Annotated in this window: 22 protein-coding genes; 8 read left to right on the plus strand and 14 right to left on the minus strand. The window is 72.9% G+C overall.

The genetic code is table 11. From position 1 onward, the window contains the following. The first annotated feature begins 95 nt into the window (after positions 1–95). Entirely contained in the window at positions 96–3,911 is a 3,816-nt protein-coding gene (locus ACZ6KO_RS26485; protein ID WP_469306515.1) for a protein kinase domain-containing protein, read from the plus strand. Here the strand turns inward: ACZ6KO_RS26485 and ACZ6KO_RS26490 are convergent. The 5 genes from ACZ6KO_RS26490 to ACZ6KO_RS26510 form a co-directional block, all read right to left on the minus strand. Continuing rightward, positions 3,893–4,576, minus strand: a complete 684-nt coding sequence (locus ACZ6KO_RS26490) for a hypothetical protein (protein WP_469306516.1) — start codon at positions 4,574–4,576, stop codon at positions 3,893–3,895. The genes ACZ6KO_RS26485 and ACZ6KO_RS26490 overlap by 19 nt on opposite strands. A 93-nt stretch (positions 4,577–4,669) precedes the next feature. Next, the gene (locus tag ACZ6KO_RS26495; RefSeq protein WP_469306517.1) at positions 4,670–5,254 is read right to left on the minus strand and encodes a hypothetical protein; all 585 of its coding nucleotides are present in this window, start codon (positions 5,252–5,254) and stop codon (positions 4,670–4,672) included. 68 nt (positions 5,255–5,322) lie between these two features. Then, entirely contained in the window at positions 5,323–7,266 is a 1,944-nt protein-coding gene (locus tag ACZ6KO_RS26500; RefSeq protein WP_469306518.1) for an exo-alpha-sialidase, read from the minus strand. A 317-nt stretch (positions 7,267–7,583) separates the two neighbouring features. Then, entirely contained in the window at positions 7,584–8,120 is a 537-nt protein-coding gene (locus ACZ6KO_RS26505) for an NUDIX hydrolase family protein (protein WP_469306519.1), read from the minus strand. An 87-nt stretch (positions 8,121–8,207) separates the two neighbouring features. Continuing rightward, positions 8,208–9,434: a cytochrome P450 gene (locus tag ACZ6KO_RS26510; RefSeq protein ID WP_469306520.1), complete on the minus strand. Its 1,227-nt coding sequence runs from the start codon at positions 9,432–9,434 to the stop codon at positions 8,208–8,210. Between the two features lie 232 nt (positions 9,435–9,666). Between ACZ6KO_RS26510 and ACZ6KO_RS26515 the strand changes: the two genes are divergently transcribed. From ACZ6KO_RS26515 to ACZ6KO_RS26535, 5 genes are all read left to right on the plus strand, one after another. Continuing rightward, the gene (locus ACZ6KO_RS26515) at positions 9,667–10,749 is read left to right on the plus strand and encodes a hypothetical protein (protein WP_469306521.1); all 1,083 of its coding nucleotides are present in this window, start codon (positions 9,667–9,669) and stop codon (positions 10,747–10,749) included. Positions 10,750–10,910: 161 nt separating this feature from the next. Continuing rightward, positions 10,911–11,681: an SDR family NAD(P)-dependent oxidoreductase gene (locus tag ACZ6KO_RS26520; RefSeq protein WP_469306522.1), complete on the plus strand. Its 771-nt coding sequence runs from the start codon at positions 10,911–10,913 to the stop codon at positions 11,679–11,681. A gap of 29 nt (positions 11,682–11,710) precedes the next feature. Further along, the gene (locus ACZ6KO_RS26525) at positions 11,711–12,082 is read left to right on the plus strand and encodes a MerR family transcriptional regulator (protein ID WP_469306578.1); all 372 of its coding nucleotides are present in this window, start codon (positions 11,711–11,713) and stop codon (positions 12,080–12,082) included. A 159-nt stretch (positions 12,083–12,241) separates the two neighbouring features. Continuing rightward, on the plus strand, positions 12,242–14,008 hold the full coding sequence (locus ACZ6KO_RS26530) for an amidohydrolase (RefSeq protein WP_469306523.1): 1,767 nt from the start codon (positions 12,242–12,244) through the stop codon (positions 14,006–14,008). A 31-nt stretch (positions 14,009–14,039) separates the two neighbouring features. Then, entirely contained in the window at positions 14,040–14,801 is a 762-nt protein-coding gene (locus tag ACZ6KO_RS26535) for a helix-turn-helix transcriptional regulator (protein WP_469306524.1), read from the plus strand. 27 nt (positions 14,802–14,828) lie between these two features. On the opposite strand, the gene puuE is transcribed toward ACZ6KO_RS26535, so the two are convergent. The 3 genes from puuE to ACZ6KO_RS26550 form a co-directional block, all read right to left on the minus strand. Then, the gene (gene puuE, locus ACZ6KO_RS26540; protein WP_469306525.1) at positions 14,829–15,740 is read right to left on the minus strand and encodes an allantoinase PuuE; all 912 of its coding nucleotides are present in this window, start codon (positions 15,738–15,740) and stop codon (positions 14,829–14,831) included. Positions 15,741–15,750: 10 nt separating this feature from the next. Beyond that, on the minus strand, positions 15,751–15,921 hold the full coding sequence (locus ACZ6KO_RS26545) for a hypothetical protein (protein ID WP_469306526.1): 171 nt from the start codon (positions 15,919–15,921) through the stop codon (positions 15,751–15,753). A gap of 104 nt (positions 15,922–16,025) precedes the next feature. Next, positions 16,026–16,865: an oxidoreductase gene (locus ACZ6KO_RS26550; RefSeq protein ID WP_469306527.1), complete on the minus strand. Its 840-nt coding sequence runs from the start codon at positions 16,863–16,865 to the stop codon at positions 16,026–16,028. Positions 16,866–16,946: 81 nt separating this feature from the next. Here ACZ6KO_RS26550 and ACZ6KO_RS26555 point away from each other — a divergent pair, with 81 nt between their 5' ends. Continuing rightward, positions 16,947–17,399: a MerR family transcriptional regulator gene (locus tag ACZ6KO_RS26555; RefSeq protein WP_469306528.1), complete on the plus strand. Its 453-nt coding sequence runs from the start codon at positions 16,947–16,949 to the stop codon at positions 17,397–17,399. Between the two features lie 68 nt (positions 17,400–17,467). Here the strand turns inward: ACZ6KO_RS26555 and ACZ6KO_RS26560 are convergent, their stop codons facing one another. From ACZ6KO_RS26560 to ACZ6KO_RS26575, 4 genes are all read right to left on the minus strand, one after another. Then, a complete protein-coding gene (locus ACZ6KO_RS26560) occupies positions 17,468–17,965 on the minus strand; it encodes a hypothetical protein (RefSeq protein WP_469306529.1) in 498 nt (165 codons plus the stop codon). 79 nt (positions 17,966–18,044) lie between these two features. Continuing rightward, positions 18,045–18,647: a hypothetical protein gene (locus tag ACZ6KO_RS26565; RefSeq protein ID WP_469306530.1), complete on the minus strand. Its 603-nt coding sequence runs from the start codon at positions 18,645–18,647 to the stop codon at positions 18,045–18,047. Next, positions 18,644–20,233 (minus strand): ATP-binding protein, encoded by a 1,590-nt coding sequence (locus ACZ6KO_RS26570; protein ID WP_469306531.1) that lies wholly within the window; start codon positions 20,231–20,233, stop codon positions 18,644–18,646. Before ACZ6KO_RS26570 ends, ACZ6KO_RS26565 begins: the two co-directional genes overlap by 4 nt. Further along, positions 20,230–20,919: a response regulator gene (locus tag ACZ6KO_RS26575; protein WP_469306532.1), complete on the minus strand. Its 690-nt coding sequence runs from the start codon at positions 20,917–20,919 to the stop codon at positions 20,230–20,232. Before ACZ6KO_RS26575 ends, ACZ6KO_RS26570 begins: the two co-directional genes overlap by 4 nt. Before the next feature lie 186 nt (positions 20,920–21,105). On the opposite strand from ACZ6KO_RS26575, the gene ACZ6KO_RS26580 reads away from it, so the two are divergent. Next, entirely contained in the window at positions 21,106–21,990 is an 885-nt protein-coding gene (locus ACZ6KO_RS26580; protein ID WP_469306533.1) for a DUF3152 domain-containing protein, read from the plus strand. 28 nt (positions 21,991–22,018) lie between these two features. Here the strand turns inward: ACZ6KO_RS26580 and ACZ6KO_RS26585 are convergent, their stop codons facing one another. Beyond that, positions 22,019–22,915, minus strand: coding sequence for a hypothetical protein (locus ACZ6KO_RS26585; RefSeq protein WP_469306534.1), 897 nt, complete (start codon positions 22,913–22,915; stop codon positions 22,019–22,021). Further along, positions 22,912–23,925, minus strand: a complete 1,014-nt coding sequence (locus ACZ6KO_RS26590; RefSeq protein WP_469306535.1) for an SPFH domain-containing protein — start codon at positions 23,923–23,925, stop codon at positions 22,912–22,914. The genes ACZ6KO_RS26585 and ACZ6KO_RS26590 overlap by 4 nt, the downstream gene beginning before the upstream one ends. Positions 23,926–24,000: the final 75 nt, after the last annotated feature.

Below are 24,000 nucleotides of genomic sequence, written 5' to 3' on the forward strand. Positions count from 1 at the left end.
CGGGACCTGGCGGAATGTCAGATTCATGGTCCAGCATGATCCCGTCGGCGTACCGCGCCGGAGCCGTCCTGAAGCCGAGGGGGAGAGCCGTCCACGTGAGCGCATCGCCGTTGCTGCCCGAGGATCCCGAGCGGATCGGTGCGTACTGTCTGGCGGCGCGTCTCGGCGCGGGCGCCCAGGGAGTGGTGTACGAGGCCTACGACGCGCACGGCACGCGCGTCGCGCTCAAGGCCCTGCGCCACGACGCCGATCCGGCCGTGCGCGCCTGGTTCGCCAGGGAGGCCGGGGCCGCCCGGCGCGTGGCCGCGTTCTGCACGGCGCGGGTGCTCGACGCGGCCGTCGACGGGGACACCCCGTACCTGGTCAGCGAGTACGTCCCCGGCCCCACCCTGGCCGCGGAGGTGCGCGCCCGGGGACCGCTCGGCGAGGACGCCGTGCTCCGCCTGGCCACGGGCGCGGCGACCGCTCTCGCCGCCATCCACACCGCCGGAGTGGTCCACCGTGACCTGAAGCCCGGCAACGTGCTGCTCGGACCCGACGGACCCCGCGTCATCGACTTCGGCATCGCCCGCGCCCCCGACACGTCCGTGACCGTGGGGGGCGCCATCATGGGCACCTTCGGTTACATGGCTCCCGAGGTCCTCTCCGGTCACGGGGCCACCACCGCCTCGGACGTGTTCGCCTGGGGAGCCGTGGTGCTGTTCGCGGCCGCCGCGACCGAGCCGTTCCGCGGGGACACGGTCGCGGAGGCGGTCTACCGCACCACCTCGGTCGATCCGGATCTCTCCCGGCTCCCGCGCCGCCTGCGTCCGCTGATCGCCGCCTCGCTGGCCAAGGATCCGGCGCTGCGGCCCGCTGCCCGGGATCTCCTGACCGGACTCGTCGATGCCGCGACCCCGCAACCGGTGCGCCCGGCGATCCCGGAACCCGTGCGTCCGGTGGCGCCGGAGCCCGCCGTGGAGCCGGCGGGGGCCGGTGGCTCCGGTGGCTCCGGCGACGCGGAGGAGCCTTCCGGCGACGCGGAGGAGCCTTCCGGTGACGCGGCGGAAGCTCCCGGTGACGATCGCCGCCTCGCACTCCTGCGGGCCGGTGCCCTGCAGGCCGACGAGGCCTCCCGCCTGTCCGCCGCCGAGGCGGCGCCGCCGCTCGGCGACCTCGCCGAGGCCGCCTACGAAGCCCTCGCCCCCGAGGAGCAGATCCTCGCCCGCGACCTCCTGCTGCGCCTGACCGTGCCGGGCGGCGCGCTCGACGGCTCCCAGGACACCGTCCGCACCGCCACGCGGGAAGAAATCTTCGCCGGCCGGCCCGACGCCGAACAGCGTGCCCTCACCCGCGTCGCCCAGGTCCTCACCGACGCCGGCGTCCTCGTCGTCGAGCCCGACGGCGCGCTGCGCCCGGTGAGCACGGCCCTCCTGCCGGCGTGGCGCAGGCTGCGCGCGTGGACGGCCGCCGACCGGACCGGCCTCGTCCACCGGCAGCGCCTGACCGCCGCGACCCACCGGTGGGCCGCCCACGGCAGGCGCACGGAGGACCTGCCCGGCGGATCCGAACTCCGCGTGCTGCTCGACTGGTTTCCGACGGCGCCCCCGTACCTGCGTCCCAATCCGGCCGAACGGGACTTCCTTTCGGCCGCCGGTACCGAGGCCGCCCGTACCGTCCGCCGCCGCCGCCGGCTGCGGGCCGGCCTGGCCGCCGTCACGGCGCTCGCCCTCCTCGCCGGGGCCGTCGCCTACCTGCAGAACCGCGAGGCCGCTCTGCGCGCCGCCGAGGCGAAACGCCGTCAGGAGGAGGCCAGGGCCCGCACGGTGGCCCAGGCCGCGGACAGCCTGCGCGCCCAGGAGCCCGACACGGCCAGGCTGCTCGGTCTCGCCGCCTACCGCATCGCTTCCGTCCCCGAGTCCCGGGCCGCGCTCTACGCGTCGCTCACCCAGCTCGAGTCGGAGACCGTGGCCCTGCCGCGCGTGGACAGCGGGCAGCAGTCGGGGAGGGTCCTGACCGAGACGGGCAACGCGGTGGTCGTCCACACCCCGGTCATGTTCACGCTCACCGACCTCGCGTCGCCGGCAGCCGGGGCGGGCGCACGCACGTCCCGGCCGCTGTCCGGCGACCTCCTGTGGGGTGGGAGCGGGGGACCCGTGATCAGCCCGGACGGCCGGCTCGTCCTGCGCGAGGCGAGCCCGGGGCGGGCGGAAGTCGTCGAACTCGCCACGGGAAAGGCCCTGGCCGGCGCCTTCCCCCTCGCGGCGGACGACACGTACGGGCTCCACCTCACCAACCAGGGCCACGTCGTCGACGGCGACGCGCAGACCGCCCCCGGGCGCGGACGCGTCCTGGACCCGTCGGGAAAGCTCGTCGCCGCCGATGCGCGTGACGTGTCCCCGGACGGGGTCCACCACGTGACGTGCGACGCCACGGGCGGCCTGCGGTTGTCACGGCTCGACGGGACGGGGTCCGTCCGCCTGGCGGACTCCGACCCGTACGCGTGCAGTCGGGTGACCCTCTTCAGTCCCGACGGAAGCAGGATCGCGCGCATGCAGGTCGACACCCCGCGGGGCGCCGCCGACGGAGGGGGCTCCGGGGCCGGGGCCGGGGGTTACACCTCGGTGTCCTTCTGGGACACGAGCGGCAGGGCGACCGGGTCCACGTACATCCGGCTCACGGACGTCCGGCTGAGTTCGAAGGGGAACTATCTGCTCGGCCGTACCCCCGAGGGCGACGTCGAGATCAGGCGCACCGACGGCGGCAAGGTCCTGGCCACCGTCCCCCCGATGTCGGAGCGGCGGCAGCGCGGGCGGTTCGACCACGCCGTACTCGACGAGACCTCGAAGAGCCTGCTCGTGCTGTCCGCTTCCGACAGTGCCGTCCAGCGGGTGGACCTCTCGGCCGTACTGGACCTGCCGGCGCCCGACCGCGATCTCGTGGCTGCCGCGGTGTCCGGCGACGGGACCAAGGCGGTCATCCGCGAAGGCTTCACGCAGATGCAGCAGCGGCTCGTCGACGTGGCGACCGGCCGGACCCTGCTGACGGTGCCCCAGCGGTGGCGGGAGGTGGCGACCCGGCACGTCTACAACGCCCTGAGCCGCGACGGCGCGGTGCTGGCCTTCACCGACGTCACCCCGGAGGGCACGCAGCACATCGTCGTGTGGGACACCGTGCGCAACCGGGAGGTCCACCGCTTCGCTCCCGGTGACGACACCGTCCGCCGGCTCACCCTCTCTCCCGACGGCCGGTACGTCTCCGCGTACGTCGTCGAAGGCGGCGTACGCAACGGAGAGGGCGGCACCATCCAGGTCTGGGACGTGGAGCGGCGCGAGGAGATCCACCGCTTCCCGCAGACCACCGGCTACGGGCGGTTCAGCCCGGACGGCGCCGTGTTCGCCACGACGACCGGCCATGTCCTCGATCTCGCCTCGGGTGCCGTCCGGGACAAGGCGTGGGGCCCCGGCGCCGCCGGGGCCCTCACCTTCTCGCCCGACGGCCGCCTGATGGCGCTGGTCCGGGACACCGGATCCGTCGAGCTGTGGGACGGCACCGGCCGGACCCGGATCGCGCACATCCCCGGCAGCGCTCCGAGCCCGTGGAACCAGATCGTCGACGACGCCGACGAACCGGTGTTCTCGCAGGACGGTTCCCTGCTGGCCTCCGTCACCAGCGCGGAACGGGTGCAGATCTGGGACACCGGGTCCCGGCTCGCGCTGGGCAGGCCCCTGTCGACCGGCGGCCGCGCCCCGGACGTCCTGACGTTCGGTCAGGACGGGGTCCTGCGCGCCCTGGACGGCGGCCACACGGCCGCGTTCGACCTCGTACCCGAACGCGCGGCCGCCGCCGTCTGCAAACGGGCCGGCCGCGACATCACCCCCGAGGAATGGCGCACGTACATCCCCGGAACGCCCTACCGCAAGGTGTGCTGACCCGCCTGCCCGCGCCCGGCACGTCCGGGGTCGGTCCGGGAGGAGCCTTGGCGAAGATACGAGGCCGGAACACCGCGCTGATGGAGCAGTGCCCTGAGCGAGGCGGCCGCATCACGTGCGGAGTCGAGGGCGGCGACCTCCGTATCGCTGACCCGGAGGGTCGGGAGCCAACCGTGCTCGGGCGGCAGGAGATCGGCCAGCGCGTCCCGGAAGGCACGCTGCCGATGACGGCCCCCGTCTCCGGGGAACAGCGGTGGTTTCGGCCGGCCGAAACCACCGCCGGGTTCGCGCCCGGCGAGGGCCCGCGAGCGGGCCAGCCATTGAGCGGCGTCGAAGCCGAGCTCCGCCCCTGCCGGATAGTGCTCCAGGGTGAGCGCGCGGGCCCCCGTGAAGTGCTGCTTCTCGTCGACCTCCAGAATCTGCCGCTGCCCGTCCTCGTAGGTCAGCAGGACGTCCAGGCTGCGCCGCTCACGACGAGGGGCCTGCTCCGGGAGCACCAGCCCGGTGAGCGCGCCGTACATCACCGACACCGTCTCCCACATGGCGCGGCACTCGATCCGCCCCGGCCGTCGCAGCCAGTCCGGACAGGCCTCTGGCACGACGTCAGCTCTCACTGCGTCGGCCAGGAGACGGGTGATGCGGTTCTGCAACTCTCGCGCGCCCACGCCCACTTCCTTTCGCCCGAGACCGCCGGTGCACGGCATTATGATGCGCGGGCTGACGGCGGGCGACGATGCCCGGACCGGTGTGGCGGTACCTCAGGGGAGGGCCGGGGGATTCTCGGCGAGTTTGCCTTCGTGCTCGGCCAGCCAGCTGCGCAGGTCGGTGCAGGACATCAGACCCCGGCCCGGGTAGTCGACCCGGTAGCCGTTCGCGTCGTTGCCCGGCAGACCCGTTTCCAGGCACCGCAGGGCGTACGGCAGGGTGTAGGCGATGCCGTGGGCGTTCTTCCGGACCTCCTCGTCCGGGTGTCCGCCCAGGATGACGGCGGCCGAGGCGGCCTTCGCCGCGAGCTCGTCGGTGCCGGTCCGCAGGGCTTCGACCGTGGCGGGGTCCCGCTTCGCGCCGTCACCGAGCCGCTCGTGGCGCTCCATCAGGAAGCGCACGCGGTGGGACGCCTGCACGAGTTCGCCGTACCGCGCGATCCGTTCGTTGGCGCGTGCCGTGTCCTTCAGCCCGTCCGCCTGGGTACGGGCCGCCTCCACGGTGCTGCGGGCCTGGGCCCGCCCCGTGTCGAGGATGCTGTCGGCGTGCAGCCATCCCGCCGCCACGGTGGCCAGCACCGCGGCGAGCGCGACGTACGAGGGCGCGTGGTTCTCCATGTGGGCGCTGAAGGCGGACATGCGCGGAATGATCACAGGCCCCGCACCGCCGGGACAGTCCGGAATCGGCCATTGCCGAAGGGGGGCGGCTACCAGAGGGTGGAGAAGCCCAGCCGCAGACGTTCCTGATCGCCCGCCACATCCAGGGCACCGCCCCGGACGGCGCCGGCCTCCTCCGTCGTCAGCCCGCGTCCGAAGATCCGGACGTCATCGAGGCCGCCCTTGAAGAGTTCGGTGACCCCGACCGGCTGGTTGGGGAAGTCGGGCCGGGCACCGACGTGGACGGTGAAGTCTTCGGGGGGAGTGATGTCCCCGGCCGGGGCGGCTGCGGTGAACTCCTGGCCCCCGTCGACGGACAGCACGAGCTGACCGTTCTGGCGCTTGAAGACGGCGTGGTGCCAGGTGCCGTCGTTGTAGGAGGACGTGGTCTTCACCTCCGCGTACCCGTCGCCGGTACTGATGGCGGCGCGCAGCTGGTTTTTGCCGGGCTCGGCCTTCAGCCAGAACTGGCGGACCTTGTCACCCATGCCGTACCCCCAGACGATGGGGAGCCCGCCACCCGTGGCTGAGTGCTTGAACCACGCCGTGACGGTGAAGTCGCCCTGGCCCAGGCGCAGCGACGGGGAGCAGTTGGCGATCCGCAGGTAGTCGTCCTGGCCGTCGAAGCCCATCGCCTTGCCGGAGCCGCGGTCGGTGAGCTGCGCCCCGCCGTGGACCAGCGCGTGGTTGCGGTAGTCGCCCGGGCCCGTGTCCGAGGTGCGCGGCAGGCGCAGTTCCTGCTGGGCGGCGTCCATCTGCGCCTCGGAGAAGGACGTGAAGCTCACATTGCCGTGCGGGATGTTGTTGGCGTTCTCGTACAGCACCCCGATGGTCCCCGTGGCCGACAGCGTCAGGTCCGAGTAGCCGGCGCGGCCCGCGGTGACCAGCGTACCGACGGTCTGCCAGGTCTTCCCCTCGTCGAAGGACGAGCGCACCGCCAGCTCCCGGCGGTCTTCGAGGGTGTTCGGGCCCAGGCGCGCCGGGGCCGAGAAGAGCAGCCGGTCCCGGGCACCCCCCATGTCCTTGGCGCGCATCCGCAGCAGCGAACCGAAGACCGGCGGGGTGTCGAGGCCGGCGACGGGCGTGAACGGCGCGGCGAAGGTCGCGCCGCCGTCCGCGCTGGTGGTCGCCAGCCGGTGCCGGTCGGTCTCACACCTGGCCGAGCTGCGCGCGTTCACGTACAGGCCGCCGTCGGTGGTCTCCGCGACGGTCAGCTCACCCGGGTTGGCGGTGCTCTTCTCGACGTCGGAGCGCGCGCCGAGGGCCCAGGTCAGTCCGCCGTCGTCGCTGTAGTACAGCTGGCCGCCCGCCTTCCCGTCCTTGGTCGCGTGGTCACCGGTCACGACCAGCCGGCCGTGGTGCGCGCCACGGCCGAGCTGGATGCCGTGGCCCGGTCCGGTGGAGACCCAGGTCCAGTCCGCGGGCTTCAGGTGGCCGAGCGAGGCACCGTTCTGCCACGCGGCCCCTTCGTCGATGCTGTGCGCCGCCCGCAGGCTGCGGGCGCCCCGGTTGAGGCTGCCGTCGGGGTTCTGGCTCCAGTCGCTGGTGGCGTACAGCAGGGAGACGCGGCCGGTCACGGCGTCGACGACGGGCGAGGGGTTCCCGTGGGCGTCGTCGTCGTTCGCTCCGGCGACGACGGTCAGGGGCCCCCAGGTCTTCCCGCCGTCCGTCGACTTCTTCATCACGATGTCGTTGTGCCCGATGTCGCTGCACGTGCTGACCCGGCCCTCGGCGAACGCGAGCAGGGCGCCGGAGCGCGTGGTGACCAGCGAGGGGATCCTGAAGCAGTAGTAGCCCTCGCTGCGGGCGGCGAACGGTGTGGTCGTCTCGGACCCCACCGGGGCGGAGGCCGTGGCGGTCCCCGCGGTCGCCGCGGCCGGGGCGGACGGCACCACGGCGGTGACCCCGAGTAGGGCGAGCCCCAGCGTGGCCGCCGCCCAGGCGGGCGCGGCCGAGCGCCGTATGCCCGGGCGTTGCTGACGAGCAGATGGCATGAGACGTGTCTCCTGTTCCGATGACTGGGCCGCGCGGCGTTACTGGACACCGGGCCCGGGCCGGATGCGGCCGTCGGTCCCGCGGTTCTCGAGCCGGGAGGCAGGAGCCTGTGGGAGGTCCCGGCAGCCCTACCGCCGACGTCGAGGCGGTGGCGGGTGAACGGATCGCGCAACTTCCTTGCGTACTACGCACACTGAGGCTGCGCCGCCAACGCGGCGGCGGACACGGACGCGAAGGACCACACCTACGCCACCACCGGGTGGGGCAGGGCCGCCGCCCTCCCGAAGGTGGTGGCGACCCCGGTCCGGGCGTCGCGTCAGTAGGTGTGGCCCACGTGCGCCAGTGCCTGCTTCAGCAGCACTCCGTGGCCGCCCGGCATCTCGTTCTGGACGGCCGGGGAGGCCGCTTCCTGCGGACTGAACCAGACCAGGTCGAGGGCGTCCTGCCGCGGGCGGCAGTCACCGGCCACCGGCACGACGTACGCGAGGGACACGGCGTGCTGACGCGGATCGTGGTACGAGGAGACGCCCACAGTGGGGAAGTACTCGGCGACCGTGAAGGGCTGGAGCGAGGCGGGGATCCGGGGCAGCGCGACCGGGCCGAGGTCCTTCTCCAGATGACGCAGCAGCGCGTCACGGATGCGCTCGTGGTGCAGGACGCGGCCGGACACCAGGGTGCGGTTGACCGTGCCGTCCGGTCCGATGCGCAGGAGCAGGCCGATGCTGGTGACCTGGCCGCTCTCGTCCACGCGGACGGGCACGGCCTCCACGTAGAGGATCGGCATCCGGGCCCGGGCCGTCTCCAGCTCGTCCGTGGTCAGCCAGCCGGGCGTGGTCTCGGTTGCGTCAGACATTTCTTGATCATACGTTCCGGACCCGGTGCTCCGCAGGATCCGCGGGCAGGGAATCCCCGACCACCCGGCCCGTCCCGACCCGGCGGCTCACCAGGTCACGTACAGGATCTCCGGGGAGCGGTGGATGAGGGTGGGGTGCATGGACGGCGCCGGGCGCCGTCCGTCCAGCCGGAGACCGGGCAGGGCCCCGGAGAACAGCTCCAGCGTCAGGTGGAGTTGCGCACGCGCCAGCCGGGCGCCAGGGCAGTTGTGCGGCCCGTGGCCGAAGGCGAGGTGCCGCCGGTCCGCGGGGCGCCGGATGTCGAACCGGTCGGCATCCGGGTGGCGGCCCCCGTCCCGGTTGGCCGACGCGTAGGCCACGAGCACGGTCGCTCCCGCCGGGAGCCGCGTGCCGGCCAGGGTCACCGGCCGCGTGGTGACCCGCCGGAAGCCCTGGATCGGCGGGTCGAAACGGGCGGACTCCTCCACGGCCGCCCCGACCAGCTCCGGATCGGAGCACAGCAGCGACCACTGCTCCCGGTCCGCGAGCAGATGCAGCAGAGCGGTGGAGATCAGCGCGCTCGTCGTCAGGAAGCCGGCGATCAGCAGGTTCTGCAGGTTGGCCACCAGCTCGTGGCGCTGTTCGAGGCTCAACTCGCCGTCCCCGGGGGCGAGGGCCGCCACCAGGTCCGAGCACAGGTCCTCGCGGGGGCGGGCCCGTCGGTCGCGGACGTAGCCGTCCAGCAGGTGCTGGAGCGCCACGACCTCCTCGGCGGCGGCCACCTGCCCCGCCGGGGACAGGGGGCGGAAGAACAGCTCCTCGGCCCGGTAGCCGCCCCGCACGGCCGCGGGGACGTCAGCGGGGTCCAACCCGATGAGCCGGCCGATGACCAGCCCGGGCAGCCGGCGGGCGTACGCCTCCACCAACTCGGCCGAGCCCTGGCCGAGGAAGCCCCCCACCAGCGCGCGGGCCTGCTCGCGGGCGTACGGAAGCACCGCCGCGACGCGGCCCGAGGACAGCCCGCGGTTCAGCGGCATCCGGTAGCGCCGGTGGGCCGCGCCGTCGGAGGACACCACGGTCGGCCGCGGTCCGAACCCCCGCGGAAGGACGCCGAGCGCGCCCTCCGAGAGGGGGACGTCGGGCAGCAGCGCGTTGGCGGAGGAGAAGTCCTCGGCGCGTCGCAGCACTTCCCGTACGTCCGCGTCCCGCGCGACCAGCCAGGCGTCGGCCTCCGGCACCCAGGTCAGGCCGTCGGCCCGGCGGGCCAGGGCATAGCGCGGATAGGGGTCGCGGTAGAACGCGTCCCGCTGCGCCTGCTGGTCCCCTGCTGCCACACGGCCCCCTTCCGGGCGCGGCACCGCCCCCTCCGGACGGCGTCCGGCGGACGTTCCGGTGCGACGCGCATCCTGCCCGACACCGGGCCTGACCGAAAGACCGCGTGCCCGTGCCCGGGCGATGCTCCCGACCGGCGACGGCCTCGCCTAGAAGGGTGGCTCCAGGGAGTACCCGTTCCCGTCCACGGGGACGGGTTCGCGCTTCGGCTGGGCGGCCCGCTGCTCGGCCACCGTGGGGTGGACGGCGATCGCCTCGGCCGGCCGCCCCCTGGCGGACCAGGACCTCGCAGAGCTCCTCGCGTGCCGTGATCGTGCCGACCGCCCGCAGTTCGGCGGCGGCGTCGTCGAGGCGGCCGGCGGCAGTGAGGAGGCCGGCCTTGAAGATCCGCGGGTCGGTCCAGGAGTCCGGGTGCGCTTCGGCCAGGGCGATCGCCTCGTCGAGGCGGCCGAGGCCGGCCAGGGCCGAGGCCCGCCACCCGTGCTGGAACTCCTCGTGGCCGTGGTGGCGCACGACATCGGGGTGCTCCACGAGGCGGAGCAGTTCCTCGGGGCGATCGAGCAGCGCGTACACGAGCGGTACCAGGAGGTTGGAACAGTCGTACCAGCCGAAGCCGGGTTCGGCCACGGCGATCGCGTCGTCCAGCCGGCCGTCGCGGAGCAGTGCCGAGGAGAGCCAGGCACGGTATCCGACCCAGTCGTCGGCGGCGATGGCGTCGCGCATCACCGCTTCGGCTTCCCCGGCCCGGCCACCGTCCCGAAGGGCACCGGCGTAGACGTCCAGGACGGTGTGCGCGTGCTGCCCGGTGGCCAGCTCGCGCAGCGCGTCGAGCCGGCCGTGACGCGCCAGGAGCCCGGCGTATGCGGTGAGGGTGTTCTGCGTGAGGTAGCGGTGTCCGGAGATGTCCCGGCCGAGGATCCGGATCGCCTCGTCGGCACGGCCAGCCCGCTCCAGCACCTGGGCCTGCAGTTCCTGCGCGTTGGAGAAGGGGTGGCTCCACCGGCTCCCGGTCCCGGCCGCCCGGCGCGCGCTCTCGGTGTGCGGGGCGATCAGCTCCAGCACGCGCTCGTCACGGCCCTGGCCCTCGGTGATCTCCACCAGGACGGACAGGGTCCACCATCCGTCGATGAGCGGGACGAGCAGGTCGACGGCCTCGTCGACGTACCCCGCCCAACCACTCGCCGCGCTCCGACGCCGCCCGGATCACCAGGTCCAGATGACCGTGCTCCAGCAGCGACGTCACTCTTCGCGGAGGAATACCGCCGAAGTTGCCCGCCTGCCACGCAAGATCATCCACGTTCATGGACACGAGCGTAAGTGCACCCGCTGACACGCCACCGCGGCGACCTCGTCCGGTCCGCGGCGGACCACCGCGAGGGCGCGCGGAGGCGGTCACCGGTGCGCCGGCAGGACGGGTGCGCACGTCGTGTGCCCCGGCAGCCGCCGCTTGACCTTGCCACTGGCGGCAGGGTTGAAGGATGACCGGCATGGACAGCAGCACAACACCCCAGGGCATGAGGATCGTCGCCGTCACCGGAGCCGGCACCGGGATCGGCCGGGCCACCGCCCGCGCCTTCGCCGCCGAGGGCGCCCACGTCATCGCCGTCGGCCGACGGGCCGAACCACTCGCCGAGACCGCCGCCGGGCACGACCGGATCACCCCGCTGACCGCCGACGTCACCGCTGCCGGCGGTCCCGAACTGATCGTCCGGACCGCGCTGGAGACGTACGGCCGGCTGGACGTGCTGGTCAACAACGCCGGCGTGGTGCACAGCGGCGCGCTCGGCAGTCTCGGGCCGGAGACGATCGCGTCGCAGATCGCCACCAACCTGACCGCACCCGTCCTGATGGCCCAGGCCGCGCTGCCGTCCCTGACGGCGTCCGGCGGAGTGATCGTCAACGTGAGTACGTCGGTGGGGCAGCGGGCCTGGCCGGGCAGCTCCGTCTACGCGGCGACCAAGACCGCTCTGGAGACCCTGACGCGCAGCTGGGCGGTCGAACTGGCACCGCGCGGGGTCCGGGTGGTGGCGGTCGCACCGGGCGCGATCGACACCCCCATCGGCGAGCACCAGGGCCTGACACCCGAACGGATGGCGGCGGTGAGGGAGTGGCAGGTGGCGCACACCCCGATGGGCCGGCTCGGCCGCCCCGAGGAGGTGGCCTGGGCGATCACCCGGCTCGCCGCACCGGCCGCGTCGTTCGTCACCGGCGTCGTACTCCCCGTCGACGGCGGGGCGGTCGTGGCGTGATAGGAGTGGTGCCCGGGAGGGCGGAGCGGATGCGGATCGGTGAGCTGGCCAGGGCGAGTGGGGCGAGCGCCCGTGCGCTGCGGCATTACGAGCAGGCGGGGTTGATCTCCTCGGAGCGGACCCCCAATGGGTACCGGGTCTATGACGAGCGGGCGGTGGTCCGGGTCCGCAACATCCGCCACCTCCTGGCCGCCGGGCTCGTCCTGGACGACGTACGGGTCTTCCTGCCGTGCCTCGACGCGGACGTGACCGCGGCGCCGCCGTCGGACAAGGGCATCCAGGTGGCCGTGGAGCGGCTGGCGGTCCTCGACGAGCGCATCGCCGCCCAGACCGCGGTCCGGGACCGCCTGGAGGCCGCCCTGCGCCGGGCGACCGGCGACCGGATCCGCCCGGTGGCCTGACCGCGGGCCGCCCTGCGCGCGGGGCGGGGCCCGCCCGGCGCCCGCTCCCCACGGCATCGGTGGGATGACCGATGTGCGGGAGGTGAGAGCGCGGCCATAGTCCTCGGGAGATCGTTTACGGGCCGCCGCGGCGCGCCCGGTCTTCGAAAGGACCCTCCTGTGGACGTACATGCTGACCTGGTGTTTCTCGGTGGCCGAGTGGTCACGGTCGACGCGGAGTTCTCCGTCGCCTCGGCCCTGGCGGTGACCGGTGGGGTCATCAGCGCCGTCGGCGGGCGCGAGGACGTCGAGCCGCTGGTCGGGCCCCGTACCCGCGTCGTCGACCTGAAGGGGGCGACGCTGCTTCCCGGGATCAACGATTCCCATCTGCACGGATGCGCCTTCGGTATGGCGACGCCGCCGCTCTCCCTCGACCTCGGCCACCCCGCCGTCTCCAGCCTCGCCGACGTGGCCGAAGCGGTACGGGAGGCCGTCGGGCGGGTTCCGGACGGGCAGTGGATCACGGGACACGGCTGGGACACCGGTTACCTCGAGGAGTGCGTCCACGATCCCGCGCGGCAGCCCTCGCGGCACGACCTCGACGCCGTCAGCCCGGACCACGCGGTCGTCCTGTACTCCTTCTCCGGGCATGCCACCTGGGTCAACTCCAAGGCGCTGGAGCTCATGGGGATCGACCGGCACACCGTCGCGCCGCCCGGCGGCGCCGTCGTCGTCGACGGGACCGGGGAGCCGACCGGGCTGCTCCACGAAGGGGCCCAGGCCCTCGTCCAGAACGCACTGCCGCCGCTCACCCGGCAGGAGCGGACCGACGCGATCAGGGCGGCCCTCGCCGCGCTCGCCGAGCTCGGCATCACCAGCTACACCGAGCCCGGGCTCGGTCCCGGCGGCGACGGCATCATGCGGGGTGCCCTCGGCGCCGAGACCCTCGACGTGTACCGGCGGCTGCTGGCCGACGGCGAACTGACCGCCCGCGTCGGCGTCCTGCTCCTGCCCACCGGTATGGCGGGCACCGCCGAGGAGTTCGCCCGTACCCTCGCCGCCCTCACCGACCCCGGCGCCCCCGATGGCCAGGGCCAGGGGCAGGGCCAGGCGCAGGAGGCGGATCCGCGGCGCCTGGCGATCCACGGGGTCAAGATCTTCGCCGATGGCATCGTCCCCAACAAGACGGCCTGGATGCACCAGCCGTACACCGGCGGGGGCTGCGGCTCCCTCTGCGTCGGCGGCGAGAGCGACGCCGAGCGGATCGCCGAGATCGACGCCATGATCCGGCACGCCCACGCCGCCGGACACCAACTCGGCGTCCACGTCACGGGCGACCGTGCCATCGACACCGTCGCGGACGCCTTCGCCGCGGCCGCGGCCGACCACCCGCGGTCCGACGCCCGCCACTACGTCATCCACGGCGACTTCCTCACCGCCCACAGCATGAAGGTGCTGGCCGCGCACGATTTCGGGGTCAACATGAACCCCACCATCAAGTGGACCGTCGCCGACATGGAGGAGGCGTTCGTGGGCGCCGAACGGGCCGCGTACGCATGGCCCTACCGTGACGCCATCGACGCCGGCGTGCGCGTCGCGAGCGGGTCCGACGCGCCCGTCACGTACCCGGACTGGCGCCAGGGCGTCGCCACGATGATGCTGCGCGAGTCGAAGGCGGCCGGCCGGGTCAGCGGCCCCGAGCAGCGCATAGGCCTGGCCGAGGCGATCCGCACCTACACGATCGACGCGGCCTGGCAGGACTTCGCCGACGGCTGGAAGGGCTCCCTGGAGCCGGGCAAGGCCGCCGACCTCTGCGTACTCGACGGGGACCTGCTCGCCGCCGACCCCCACGACATCCCGAAGATGCCCGTCGTCCTCACGGTGATGGACGGTCAGGTCGTGCATGACACCCTGCACGACACTCTGCGTGACACCCGACGCGATTGACGTATGCCAGATACATGATCATTCTTGGATGATGGCAGCGCAGCGGAGCACGACGGACATCCTGGACGCGGCCGTCCACGTGCGCGAGGCCGCCAGGAGCGCCACGACCGGGGCGACCGGCGTCGACACGGTCCTGTCGGCGCTGGCGGAGGTGATGGAGTACGACCACGCCTCGCTGGCCCGGTGGGATCCGCTGCGCGGGCGTCACACCACCCTGGCCGGGAGCTACCCGGACGACGCCACGGCCTACATCGAGACCCGCCTCCACCACGACCCGGTGTTCGCCGTGCTCCGCAGCCCGGCCCGAGGCGGCCTCTGGCTCAGGGACGTTCCCCGGGAACTCCTGGCGGCCTCCCCGGGCTTCCAGGACGTGCTGCGCCCCCTCGGCATCGAGGACGGCGTGGCCCAGTGCCTGTTCGCCGCCGACGGCCGGTACGTCGGCATGCTGAACGTCAGCGTCCAGCGGCCGCGGCGCACGCCCGATCCGGCGCGCGCCGTGGTCACCCTCCTCACCGAGGCCCTGGCCGCGACGGTCGACCGGAACGCGGGCCCGCCGCCCGAGGAAGCCACGGCCGCCGCCCCCGCAGCCCCCGGCGGGCTCTCGCCGCGGGAGCTCCAGGTGCTGGCGGAGCTCACCGCCGGCCGCACCAACCGGGAGATCGCCGAGCGGCTGTACATCGCGCCGCGCACCGTGGGCACCCACATCGAGCACATCCTCGCCAAGCTCGACCTCCCCAACCGTGCGGCCGCCGCGGCCCGGGCCGCGGCCTGGGGCATCGAACCCGCCGCCTGAGGCCACCCGACCGGGGCCGGGCACGCGTCAGCGCGGCAGTGGCGGGTGCGTGGCGAGCCAGTGCCGCGCGATCTGCTCGCGCGTGGCGAGCCACGCCCCGCCGCGCCGTGCGACGTGTTGCAGGAACCCGTCGATCGCCCGGATCCGGCCGGGGTGCCCGATGATCCGGCCGTGCATGCCGACGCTCATCATGCGGGGACGGTCGGCGCCCTCCGCGTGCAGGGTGTCGAACGTGTCGACGAGGTACGTGAGCATGTCGTCCGCGGTCGTGAACCCGTGGACGATGAGGAACTTGAAGTCGTTCACATCGAGGCTGTACGGCACCACGAGGTGCGAACGGCCGGCCGCTTCGACGTAGAACGGCAGGTCGTCCGAGTAGTCGTCGGAGTCGTAGAGGAAGCCGCCCTCCTCGGCGACCAGGCGCCGCGTGTTCGGGCTCGTCCGGCCCGTGTACCAGCCCACGGGCCGGCGGCCGACGAGCCGTTGGATCGTGTCGACCGAACGCCGGACGTCCTCGCGCTCGGTGTCCTCGGGCACATGGCGGTAGTCGATCCAGCGCCTGCTGTGGCCGGCCACCTCCCACCCGGCGGCGCCCATCGCCCGCGCCGCCTCCGGGTTGCGTTCGAGCGCCTGCGCCACGGCGTAGACGGTGACCGGGGCGGCGTGCGCCGTGAGCGTGCGGTGGACGCGCCAGAAGCCGGCGCGCGCACCGTACGCGAACATCGACTCGACGTTCAGCTCGCGCCCGCCGACCACGGGCGGTGCGCCGACGAGCTCGTGCAGGAACCCCTCCGATGCGGGGTCGCCCTCCAGGACGCATCGCTCGCCGCCCTCCTCGTAGTTGAGGACGAGACTGACGGCGACGCGGGCGCCGCCCGGCCAGGCGGCGTGCGGTGGTCGGGCGCCGTAACCGACGAGGTCGCGCGGATGCTCGGACACGGGCGGCACCCTATCGCCGATCGGCCACGTGCAGGCGGCGACGGGACCGCGCCACGCGCCCGGCCGCCCCCCGTGCCGTGACGGTCAGTCCCCCCCCCATGGTGACGCCGACCGTGGCCATCCCGGCGAACGGATCCAGGTCGCGGTGGTCCGCCATGCCGATCACGGTGCCGTCGGCCATGTCCTCGACCGGGTGGGATCACCCGGTCACGAGACCGCGTTCGGGCCGGCGGCCGGGTCCGGCCGGGTCGGCGGCCGCCTCCGGCCGGACCGACGGACGACTTCTCAGATGGCGGTGGAGAGGGCCACGTGGCGCCATTGGTCGAGCTCACGCCGTACCAGATCCAGCTTCGCCTCGACGCGCTCGACCGCGTCCGCGCCCAGCTGCAGGCGCAGCGGCGGCGCGGTGACCTCCGTGACGTCCACGATGGCTTTGGCCGCCTTCTTCGGATCGCCCGGCTGGAGGCCGTCGTTCATGGCCAGTGCCTCGCGCACCGGTCCCGCGGCGGCGGCGTAGTCGGCGATGGCGGCCGGTTCGACGCGGATGCTGGAGCTGCCCAGGAAGTCGGTGCGGAAACCGCCTGGTTCGACGATCGTGACGTGGACACCGAGCGGCGCCAGTTCGCCGTGCAGCGCCTCGGAGATGCCCTCGAGGGCGAATTTCGACGCGCCGTACAGGCCCACCGCCGGAGCGGTGGCGAAGCCGCCCACGGAGCTGATGTTCACCACGTGTCCGGATCGCTGGGACCGCAAGGTCGGCAGCGTCGCCCGCAACGTGTTGAGCACGCCGAACACGTTGACGTCGAACAGGTCGCGGGCAGCCTTGTCGGAGGTCTCCTCGATCGCGCCCACGAGGCCGTAACCGGCGTTGTTGGCCACGACGTCGATCCGGCCGAACTCCGCCAGGCCGGCCTCCACCGCGGCCGTCAGCTGCTCCGGTTCGGTCACGTCCGCCTGCACCGCCAGCAAGCCGTCCGGCTTCTGCGGATACGCCTTGTGCAGGGCCGACACGTCCCTCGCCGTGGCGATCACACGGTGCCCTCGGTCCAGAGCCTCACGCGTGATCTCCGCGCCGAGCCCGCGCGATGCACCGGTGACAAACCAAACGTTCATGTTCTCCCGCATTCCGATTGCCGATGGGACAGCAGCTCGACGCTAGAAGCTAGAGTCCGGTCTAGATCAAGAGCTGTGTGACGGGAGTCGCTCATGGACCTGAGCATCGGCGAAGTGGCGGAGCGCAGCGGGCTGAGCGTGCACGCGCTGCGGTTCTACGAGCGGGAGGGCCTGTTCGCCAATCCGGTGCGCCGCCTGTCCAACGGCCGCCGGATCTACCACGAGGAAGACCTGGAGTGGCTGGCGATCTGCACCAAGCTGCGCTCCTCCGGCATGTCACTGGCGATGATCAGGCAGTACATCGAGCTGGTCCGCAGCGGCCCGGGCAACGAACTCGAGCGGCTGGAGCTGCTGCGCCGCCACGAGAGCCACGTGGAGACGCAGATCCGGGAACTGCAGGAGGCCTTGGACGTGATGCGGTTCAAGGTGAGGCTCTACGAGGATCACGTCGCCCGCGGTGAGGCCGACCAGCTCTGGAATCCGTCCCACCCGGACGCGGCCCGGGCCCGCACGCACCAGGAGTGCCGACCGCCACAGGGCGCCTGATCGTTCGCACGGGTCCGCGCGGGTACAGAGGTGATCAGACCCCGGTACCCGCACGCGGGCCGAAGGGATCACCAGCCTCGGTGCAGCCCGATCGCGTCGGCGGCCGACCGAGCGAAGCCCGCCACGTTGTGCGGACAGCGCCAGCGGGACCCCGGGTGGGGATCCGCACCCGTTTCGTCGAGGTCTGCCCAGGTGTAGTCGGACTCCCCGGCCAGCAGAGACAGCATCACCTCGAAGGCCTCCAGGTGCGTGTCCAGGTCGTCGTCGCACGGATGGCCCGAGTGCGGACACGCTGCCCGCCCGAGGGCAGGGTCCGCGGCAGCGGCCGACAGTGCCGCCACCACCCGCCGTGCCACCTCGGGCTCCGCGTCGTACGACGCATGCGCGTACGTCCACACCAGGCCGAGCGTGTAGAACGCCGACACGTCCGGATCACACGGTCGGGCGGCACGCGCCCCGTCGAGCCGCTCCACGCACTGCAGCAGGGTCTCGTCGTGTTCCCCGAGGAAGTACCCCTGGTAGATCGACTCCCAGTCCTGCATCACTTCGCCTGCATCAATGATCATGATCTCAGGAGACGTCCGGCCGGAGGCGCCGGTTCCCGGCGCCGCGCTCTCCAGCGAATGGCTACGGCTATGGCTACGGCTACGGCTGGTAAGGACGGGGGCACGGGTCGGTCGACTGGGTCATCGCCCAGCCGTCCCCGGACACACGGACGCTCGTGGGCACGGGGGATGACTCCGTGGGGGCGGGCGATGCCACAGGGGCGCCGTTCCCCGCCGCGTCCGTGGGTGGCGTGCCGCTCGCGTTCGTCGCGTGCGCCACGGTGCACGCCACCTGCAACATGGCGCGCTGGCTGAGGGGAGCCACACCCTTGGGGAGCTTGACGGAAACCCCAGTGCCGCTGTCGGCCACCACGGTCGGGGCGGCGCTCAGACGAGGCAGCTGTGTGGTGGCCGTCATGGCCTCGCCGGCCGTCGGCCCGCTGAAGAGCTGATCCACGAGGGTTCCGAGATCCCCAGGACCGTTGATCCTGCGGGGGTACGCCACCACGTCGCCGTTGGTCCAGAAGTAGAGGTGGACGGCGACCGGGGCCGGGGGCGTCGACCCGGGGGCCGGTATGCCGCTCGCCGGCTCGCCGGCCTGGATGACGTCGGACGGCGGGACTCCGCACGCGGTCAGCGCGAGCGCGAGCGTGAGCGCGGCCGCGACCCCTGACAGCAGCGCCCTGGTGCGCGAGCCGCTCACAGGGCACCCGCGGTGGAGCCGTCGACGGGAGCGGCGATGTCGCGGTGCAGGGGCAGTTCGACGGTGAACACCGCTCCGCCCCCGGGCAGGTTCGTGGCGCTGATGTGCCCTCCGTGCAGGTGTACGTTCTCCGCCGCGATGGCCAGGCCCAGTCCGCTGCTCTCGCTCCTGGCCCGTGCCGTGCTCGCCTTGTAGAAGCGCTCGAAGATGTGCGGCAGGGAGCCCTCGGCGATACCCGTCCCGTTGTCGGTCACCTCGATGACCGCCCACGCCGCATCCGCTCCTTCCTCTCTCACGCTCATGCACAGCCGTACCGGCGGGGCGCCGTGCCGCAGCGCGTTGCCGACCAGGTTGGCGATCACCACGTCGAGCCGGCGCGGGTCGACGCGGGCCCGGAGCACTCCCGGCCGGGGGAGACGGGTCTCCACCTCGTCCTGCCAGCCCCGCGCCGTGAGCGTGCGGTGCACGAACTCGGCCAGGTCGATCTCGTCGAGACCGAGTTCGGCCGCTCCCGCGTCGAAGCGGGAGATCTCCATCAGGTCGTTCACCAGCCCGCTCAGCCGGCTGGTGCCCGCGCTGATGAGCTGCAGCGCCTCGCCGGCATCCCGGTTCAGGTGCGGGACGTTCGCGTCCAGGACGTCGGTGACCGCCGACATCGCCGCCAGCGGCGTCCGCAGTTCGTGCGAGACGTCCGCGACGAAGCGGCGTGCCTGGGCCTCCAGGCGGCGCAACTCCGCGACCGACACTTCCAGGGCGGCGGCCGTGTGGTTGAAGGACCGGGAGAGGTCGGCGAGTTCGTCGGATCCGTTGACGGCCAGCCGGACGTCGAGGTGACCGTCGGCCATCCGATGCGTCGCCTGCTGCAACGCCCGTACGGGGCGCAGTACGCCGCGGGCCGCCAGCAGGGCCAGGAGGACGGCCAGGCCCAGTGCCACCAGGGTGGCGTCCTTGATGGCGCTGACGATGGCGTCCACGTAGGCCTGTTCGGTGTCCTGGGGCTCCACCAGGTACATCACCATCCCCGAGAGCCGGGGCTCCGAGCCGTCGCTGCTGTCGTACGTGACGGGCATCCCGACGACGAGATAGGGGCGCCCGCCCGCGTTCACCCGCTGGAACACCGCGGCGCGCTCGGTTTCCACGGACCGGCGCAGCTCCGGGCTGATCCTGTCGAAGCCGTCGGGGCCGGGCGCGGAGGCGCGGAGGCTGCCGTACGTGGCCATCACCCGCCGTCCCGGGGACTGGTTGGTGTGGAAGACCTGGCTCGCCGCCTTCTGCAGGTGGTTCTCGGTCGGCGACGGGGGAATGCCGACGACCGCGGCATTGACGCCGGCCCGGAACTGCCGGATGACGGAGTCCTGGCTCTGCTGCAGCACTCCCGTGCGCGCCTCCCGGAAGGCGACGGCTCCGGTGCTCAGCGCGCCGGCCATGGTCAGCAGGACGAAGGCCACCACCAGGCGGGGGCGCAGGCCCCGCAGCGCGAGCGGGACCTTCGCGAGGATCGCCCGGCGAAATCCCGCCGGTTCGGGGGCGGGCGTGGCCGCGGCGGTCGCGCGCCGGCGTCCCGTGATGAGTCTCCGGCCGTTCACGGGGAACCGAAGCGGTAGCCGAAGCCGCGTACGGTCTGGATGTACCAGGGGTCCCCGCCCAGCTCGCCGAGCTTGCCGCGCAGGCGCTTCACACAGGCGTCCACGAGCCGTACGTCGCCGTTGTAGCCGTGCTCCCAGACGGCTTCGAGCAACTGCTGGCGGCTGAAGACCTGTCCGGGCGAGGCCGACAGGGTCAGCAGCAGCCGGAGCTCGGACGGGGCGAGCGCGACGGGTGCGCCGCGGTGGGTCACGACGAGCCCCGCCCGGTCGATGACCAGCTCGCCGTGCGACTCCGCTCTGGGACGGACGGAGTCGGAGACCGATGCGTCCTGCCGGCGCAGCACGGCGCGTATCCGTGCATCGAGGACCCTGGCCTGCACCGGCTTGACCACGTAGTCGTCCGCGCCCGCCTCGAGCCCCACGACCACGTCGATGTCGTCGCCCTTGGCGGTCACCATGATGATCGGCACCTGGTCGCGTTCCCTGATCCGCCGGCACACGTCGAGGCCGGACATGCCGGGCAGCATGAGGTCGAGCACGACGACGTCCGGGTGGTGGGGGTGGAGCTGTTCCAACCCCTCCTCACCCGTTCCGGCGGCGAGGACGTCATGCCCCTGGTGACGCAGCCCCAGCTGGATGGCCTTACGGACATCAGGGTCGTCTTCGACAATGAGGACTCTTGGCACCTCGACAGTCTAAGCAGCTCGCGTTGGGGCTCCGACCTGCGAGAAGGCCCTTCTCGGCAGCTGTTACAGAAGGGTCATACCAGCTCGGACGGAGAGCTTCCGCGAAGCGGCCGGCCGACCATCCGTTACCGTTTCGTGACTATCCCATCTCACGGTGATCATCTGTGTCGGCGAGCTTCGGTTGCCATGAATGCGGCACGACAGCAGGAACGCGTATCGGCCACGGGCAGCACCCCGGCTTCCCACCGCGGTGGCCGTCACCGGGGGTCCTCGGGCAGACGCGGCCGCCCACGCCGCAGGGGCCGGACGTACCTGGCCGGCGGGGCGGTGGCGGCGGGCCTGCTGGGCTCGGCCGCGTTCCTCCTGGACGAGACGCCGACCGGTGCACCGCCGGCGCGGGCCGGGGCGCCCGCCACGCCCGCCACACCCGTCATGCCCGTCACACCCGTCCCGGCCCCGACTCCCACTCCGAATCCGAAGGCCACCGAGATCGCCGTCCCCTCGAAGGGTGCGGGCACTTTCGTCACCGCGCAGGCCGGCGGCGCGAAGGTCGGTCAGGGCCAACGGCCGCTGCGGTACGTGGTGCAGGTCGAGACCGGCCTCGACATCTCGCCGGCCCAAGCGGCCGACGAGATCGCCGCGATACTCGGCGCGCCCAGGGGCTGGACCCGGGACCAGGCCCACGCGTTCCAGCTCGTGGGCGAGGGACAGGCCCATGACCTCACCGTGCAGATCGCGACACCGGGTACGGCGGACGCACTGTGCTGGGCGGGCATTCAGCAGGACACCGAAGGCGAGTACAACTGCGAGGTCCCCGGCGGTGTGGTGGTCAACCTCAAGCGCTGGGTCAAGGGCTCACCCACCTTCGACGGGCCGATCCATGACTACCGGGCGCTGATCATCAATCACGAGATGGGTCACTTCCTGGGCCACGCGCACGCGACCTGCGCGGGCCCCGGCAAGCCGGCCCCCGTGATGATGCAGCAGATCAAGGGTCTGCGCGGCTGCGTCGCCAACGCCTGGCCCTACGACAAGGAGGGAGCCTTCGTCACCGGGCCGAGCGCCCAGTGACCCGGCGGAATCCAGCAGCGAGCGGGGCTCACGTCAGCAGGCGCAGTGATGTCGCCGCGATGCCCAGTCGTACGCTCTGGCCCCACGTCAGCTGCAGGGCGTCGGCCTCCATCCCGTCGCCGAAGACCACGATCCGGTCCGACTCCACGGTCAGCCGCAGTCTCTGCTCCCGCTCCAACTGGCCGGCGACCCTGGAGGTTCCGGTCGCGGGCGACGGCCAGGCCTCGCGCACGAACCACAGGAGCTGGCGGTCGCACGGCGCGGGCAGGTGCGCGGTGCCGCCGCGCTCCAGCCACAGGGAGCGCAGCCAGCCGGTGGCTCCGGTGCCGGTGCCGACGAGTACCCCGGAGGACGCCTGGGCCTCGCCGGGGCCGTTCTCGCCGTCGGGGCCCAGGCGGTAGCGGGCCGTCTGGTGGCCGGGCGCGCCCAGGTAGATCTCGTTCAGCGCGAGAAGGCGCTGGGTGTCGTCGGCGACGGCCTCGACCATGGTCAGGTCCTCCGTCCGTCCGCCGGCGGTCGCGGCACGCAGGAGGGCGGCCGTATCGGCGACGCCGTGACGGACCAGGATTCCGGGGTTGCGTCCCGGGTCGGTGTCGATGCCGACCACCGGCTGCCCGGTGAGGTACTTCGCGGTGTTGGCGACCAGACCGTCCTGCCCGACCACGACCACCACGTCCTCCGGCGCGAACAGGAAGCGGTCCAGGTCCGCCCGCTCCACCTGGGAGCGGCGCCAGGTCAGGGGAACCGCCGCCGCCACCTCCCGCAGCGCCTGGCGGGTGCGGGCGTGGCGGTCGGCCACCTCGCTGATCGAGCGGCCCCGGCTGGAGAGGAAGAACGCGGCCTGCCCGTGCGTCCCGTGCCGGTCGATCAGTTCCTCGTACTCGGTCCTGCGGTGCACGAGCACCGCTCGCGGGGCCAGGCTCATGCGTCCGCCCCGGAATCCGGATGCCCGAGCTTGCTGAGGAGGCCGGTGAGGACGTCCGGGGAGAGGGTGATGCTCTCGATGCGCGGCAGGTTCTCCGCCAGCCGGGTCGCCGCCAGGGCGTACAGCGTGCCCGGGCCGGTCGCGCCGTGCACCTGCAGCCAGGCGGCCTGGGCCTCGGCGCGTGCCGAGCCCGTCTCGCGTGCCGCCTCGGCGTCCGCGCGGGCCAGGGCGACCTTGCGGGCCGCCTCGGCCTCGGTCCGTACGCTGTCGGCCGCAGCCTTCTCCTCGGCCTCCCGACGGGAGTTGACGCCGCGCTGTTCGACCAGCTGCTCCTCGCGCCGGGCCAGTTCGATCTGACTGGCCAGCTCGTTCTCGGCGATCGCACGCTCGCGCTCGACGGCGACGGCCCGGCGTTCGTACGTGGCCCGGTCCGCCTCCTGCTGGATCTGTTCGCGGGCCGGCGTGCGCAGGGCGCGCTCCACCTCGGCCTCGGGCCGGATCGCGACGACGCGCACGGTCACCACGTCGATGCCGGTGGCCGGGAGCCTGGGCTCGGCGGCGAGACCGGCGGCGACGCTCTGGCGTACCGAGGCGACGCCGTCCACCAGGGCGACGGCCAGCGGGGTCCGCGCCAGCACGTCCAGCGTGTGCTGCTGCGCGGTCTCGGTGAGCAGGGTGGAGATCTGCTCCAGGGGCGCGCCGCGCCAGCTGCCGGTGTCCGGGTCGACGGAGAAGTCGAGCCGGTCCGCCGCCGCGGCCGGGTCGCTGATCCGGTAGGTGACGGTGGCCTGCACGGTGACGTCCTGGAAGTCGGCCGTACGGGCGTGGAAGGCCATGGCCAGCTCCCGGTCGTCGACGGGCACTTCGGACAGCGCCGCCGACAGCGACCGGTACCAGAAGCTGAGCCCTCGGCCGTCATGGACGAGCCGGCCGCGCCTGTGGTGGCGGATGTGGGTGGTGGGCGCGGATCGCAGATGACGCCAGCCGAAGCGCCGGGTGATGTCGGCCATGGCGAGCCTCCTTAATTTCGTCAGCATGACGATAATCGTGCAGCGTTGATATCGTCAAGAGGACGAAAAAGGAGG

This window comes from Streptomyces sp. NPDC042102 (assembly GCF_055582305.1).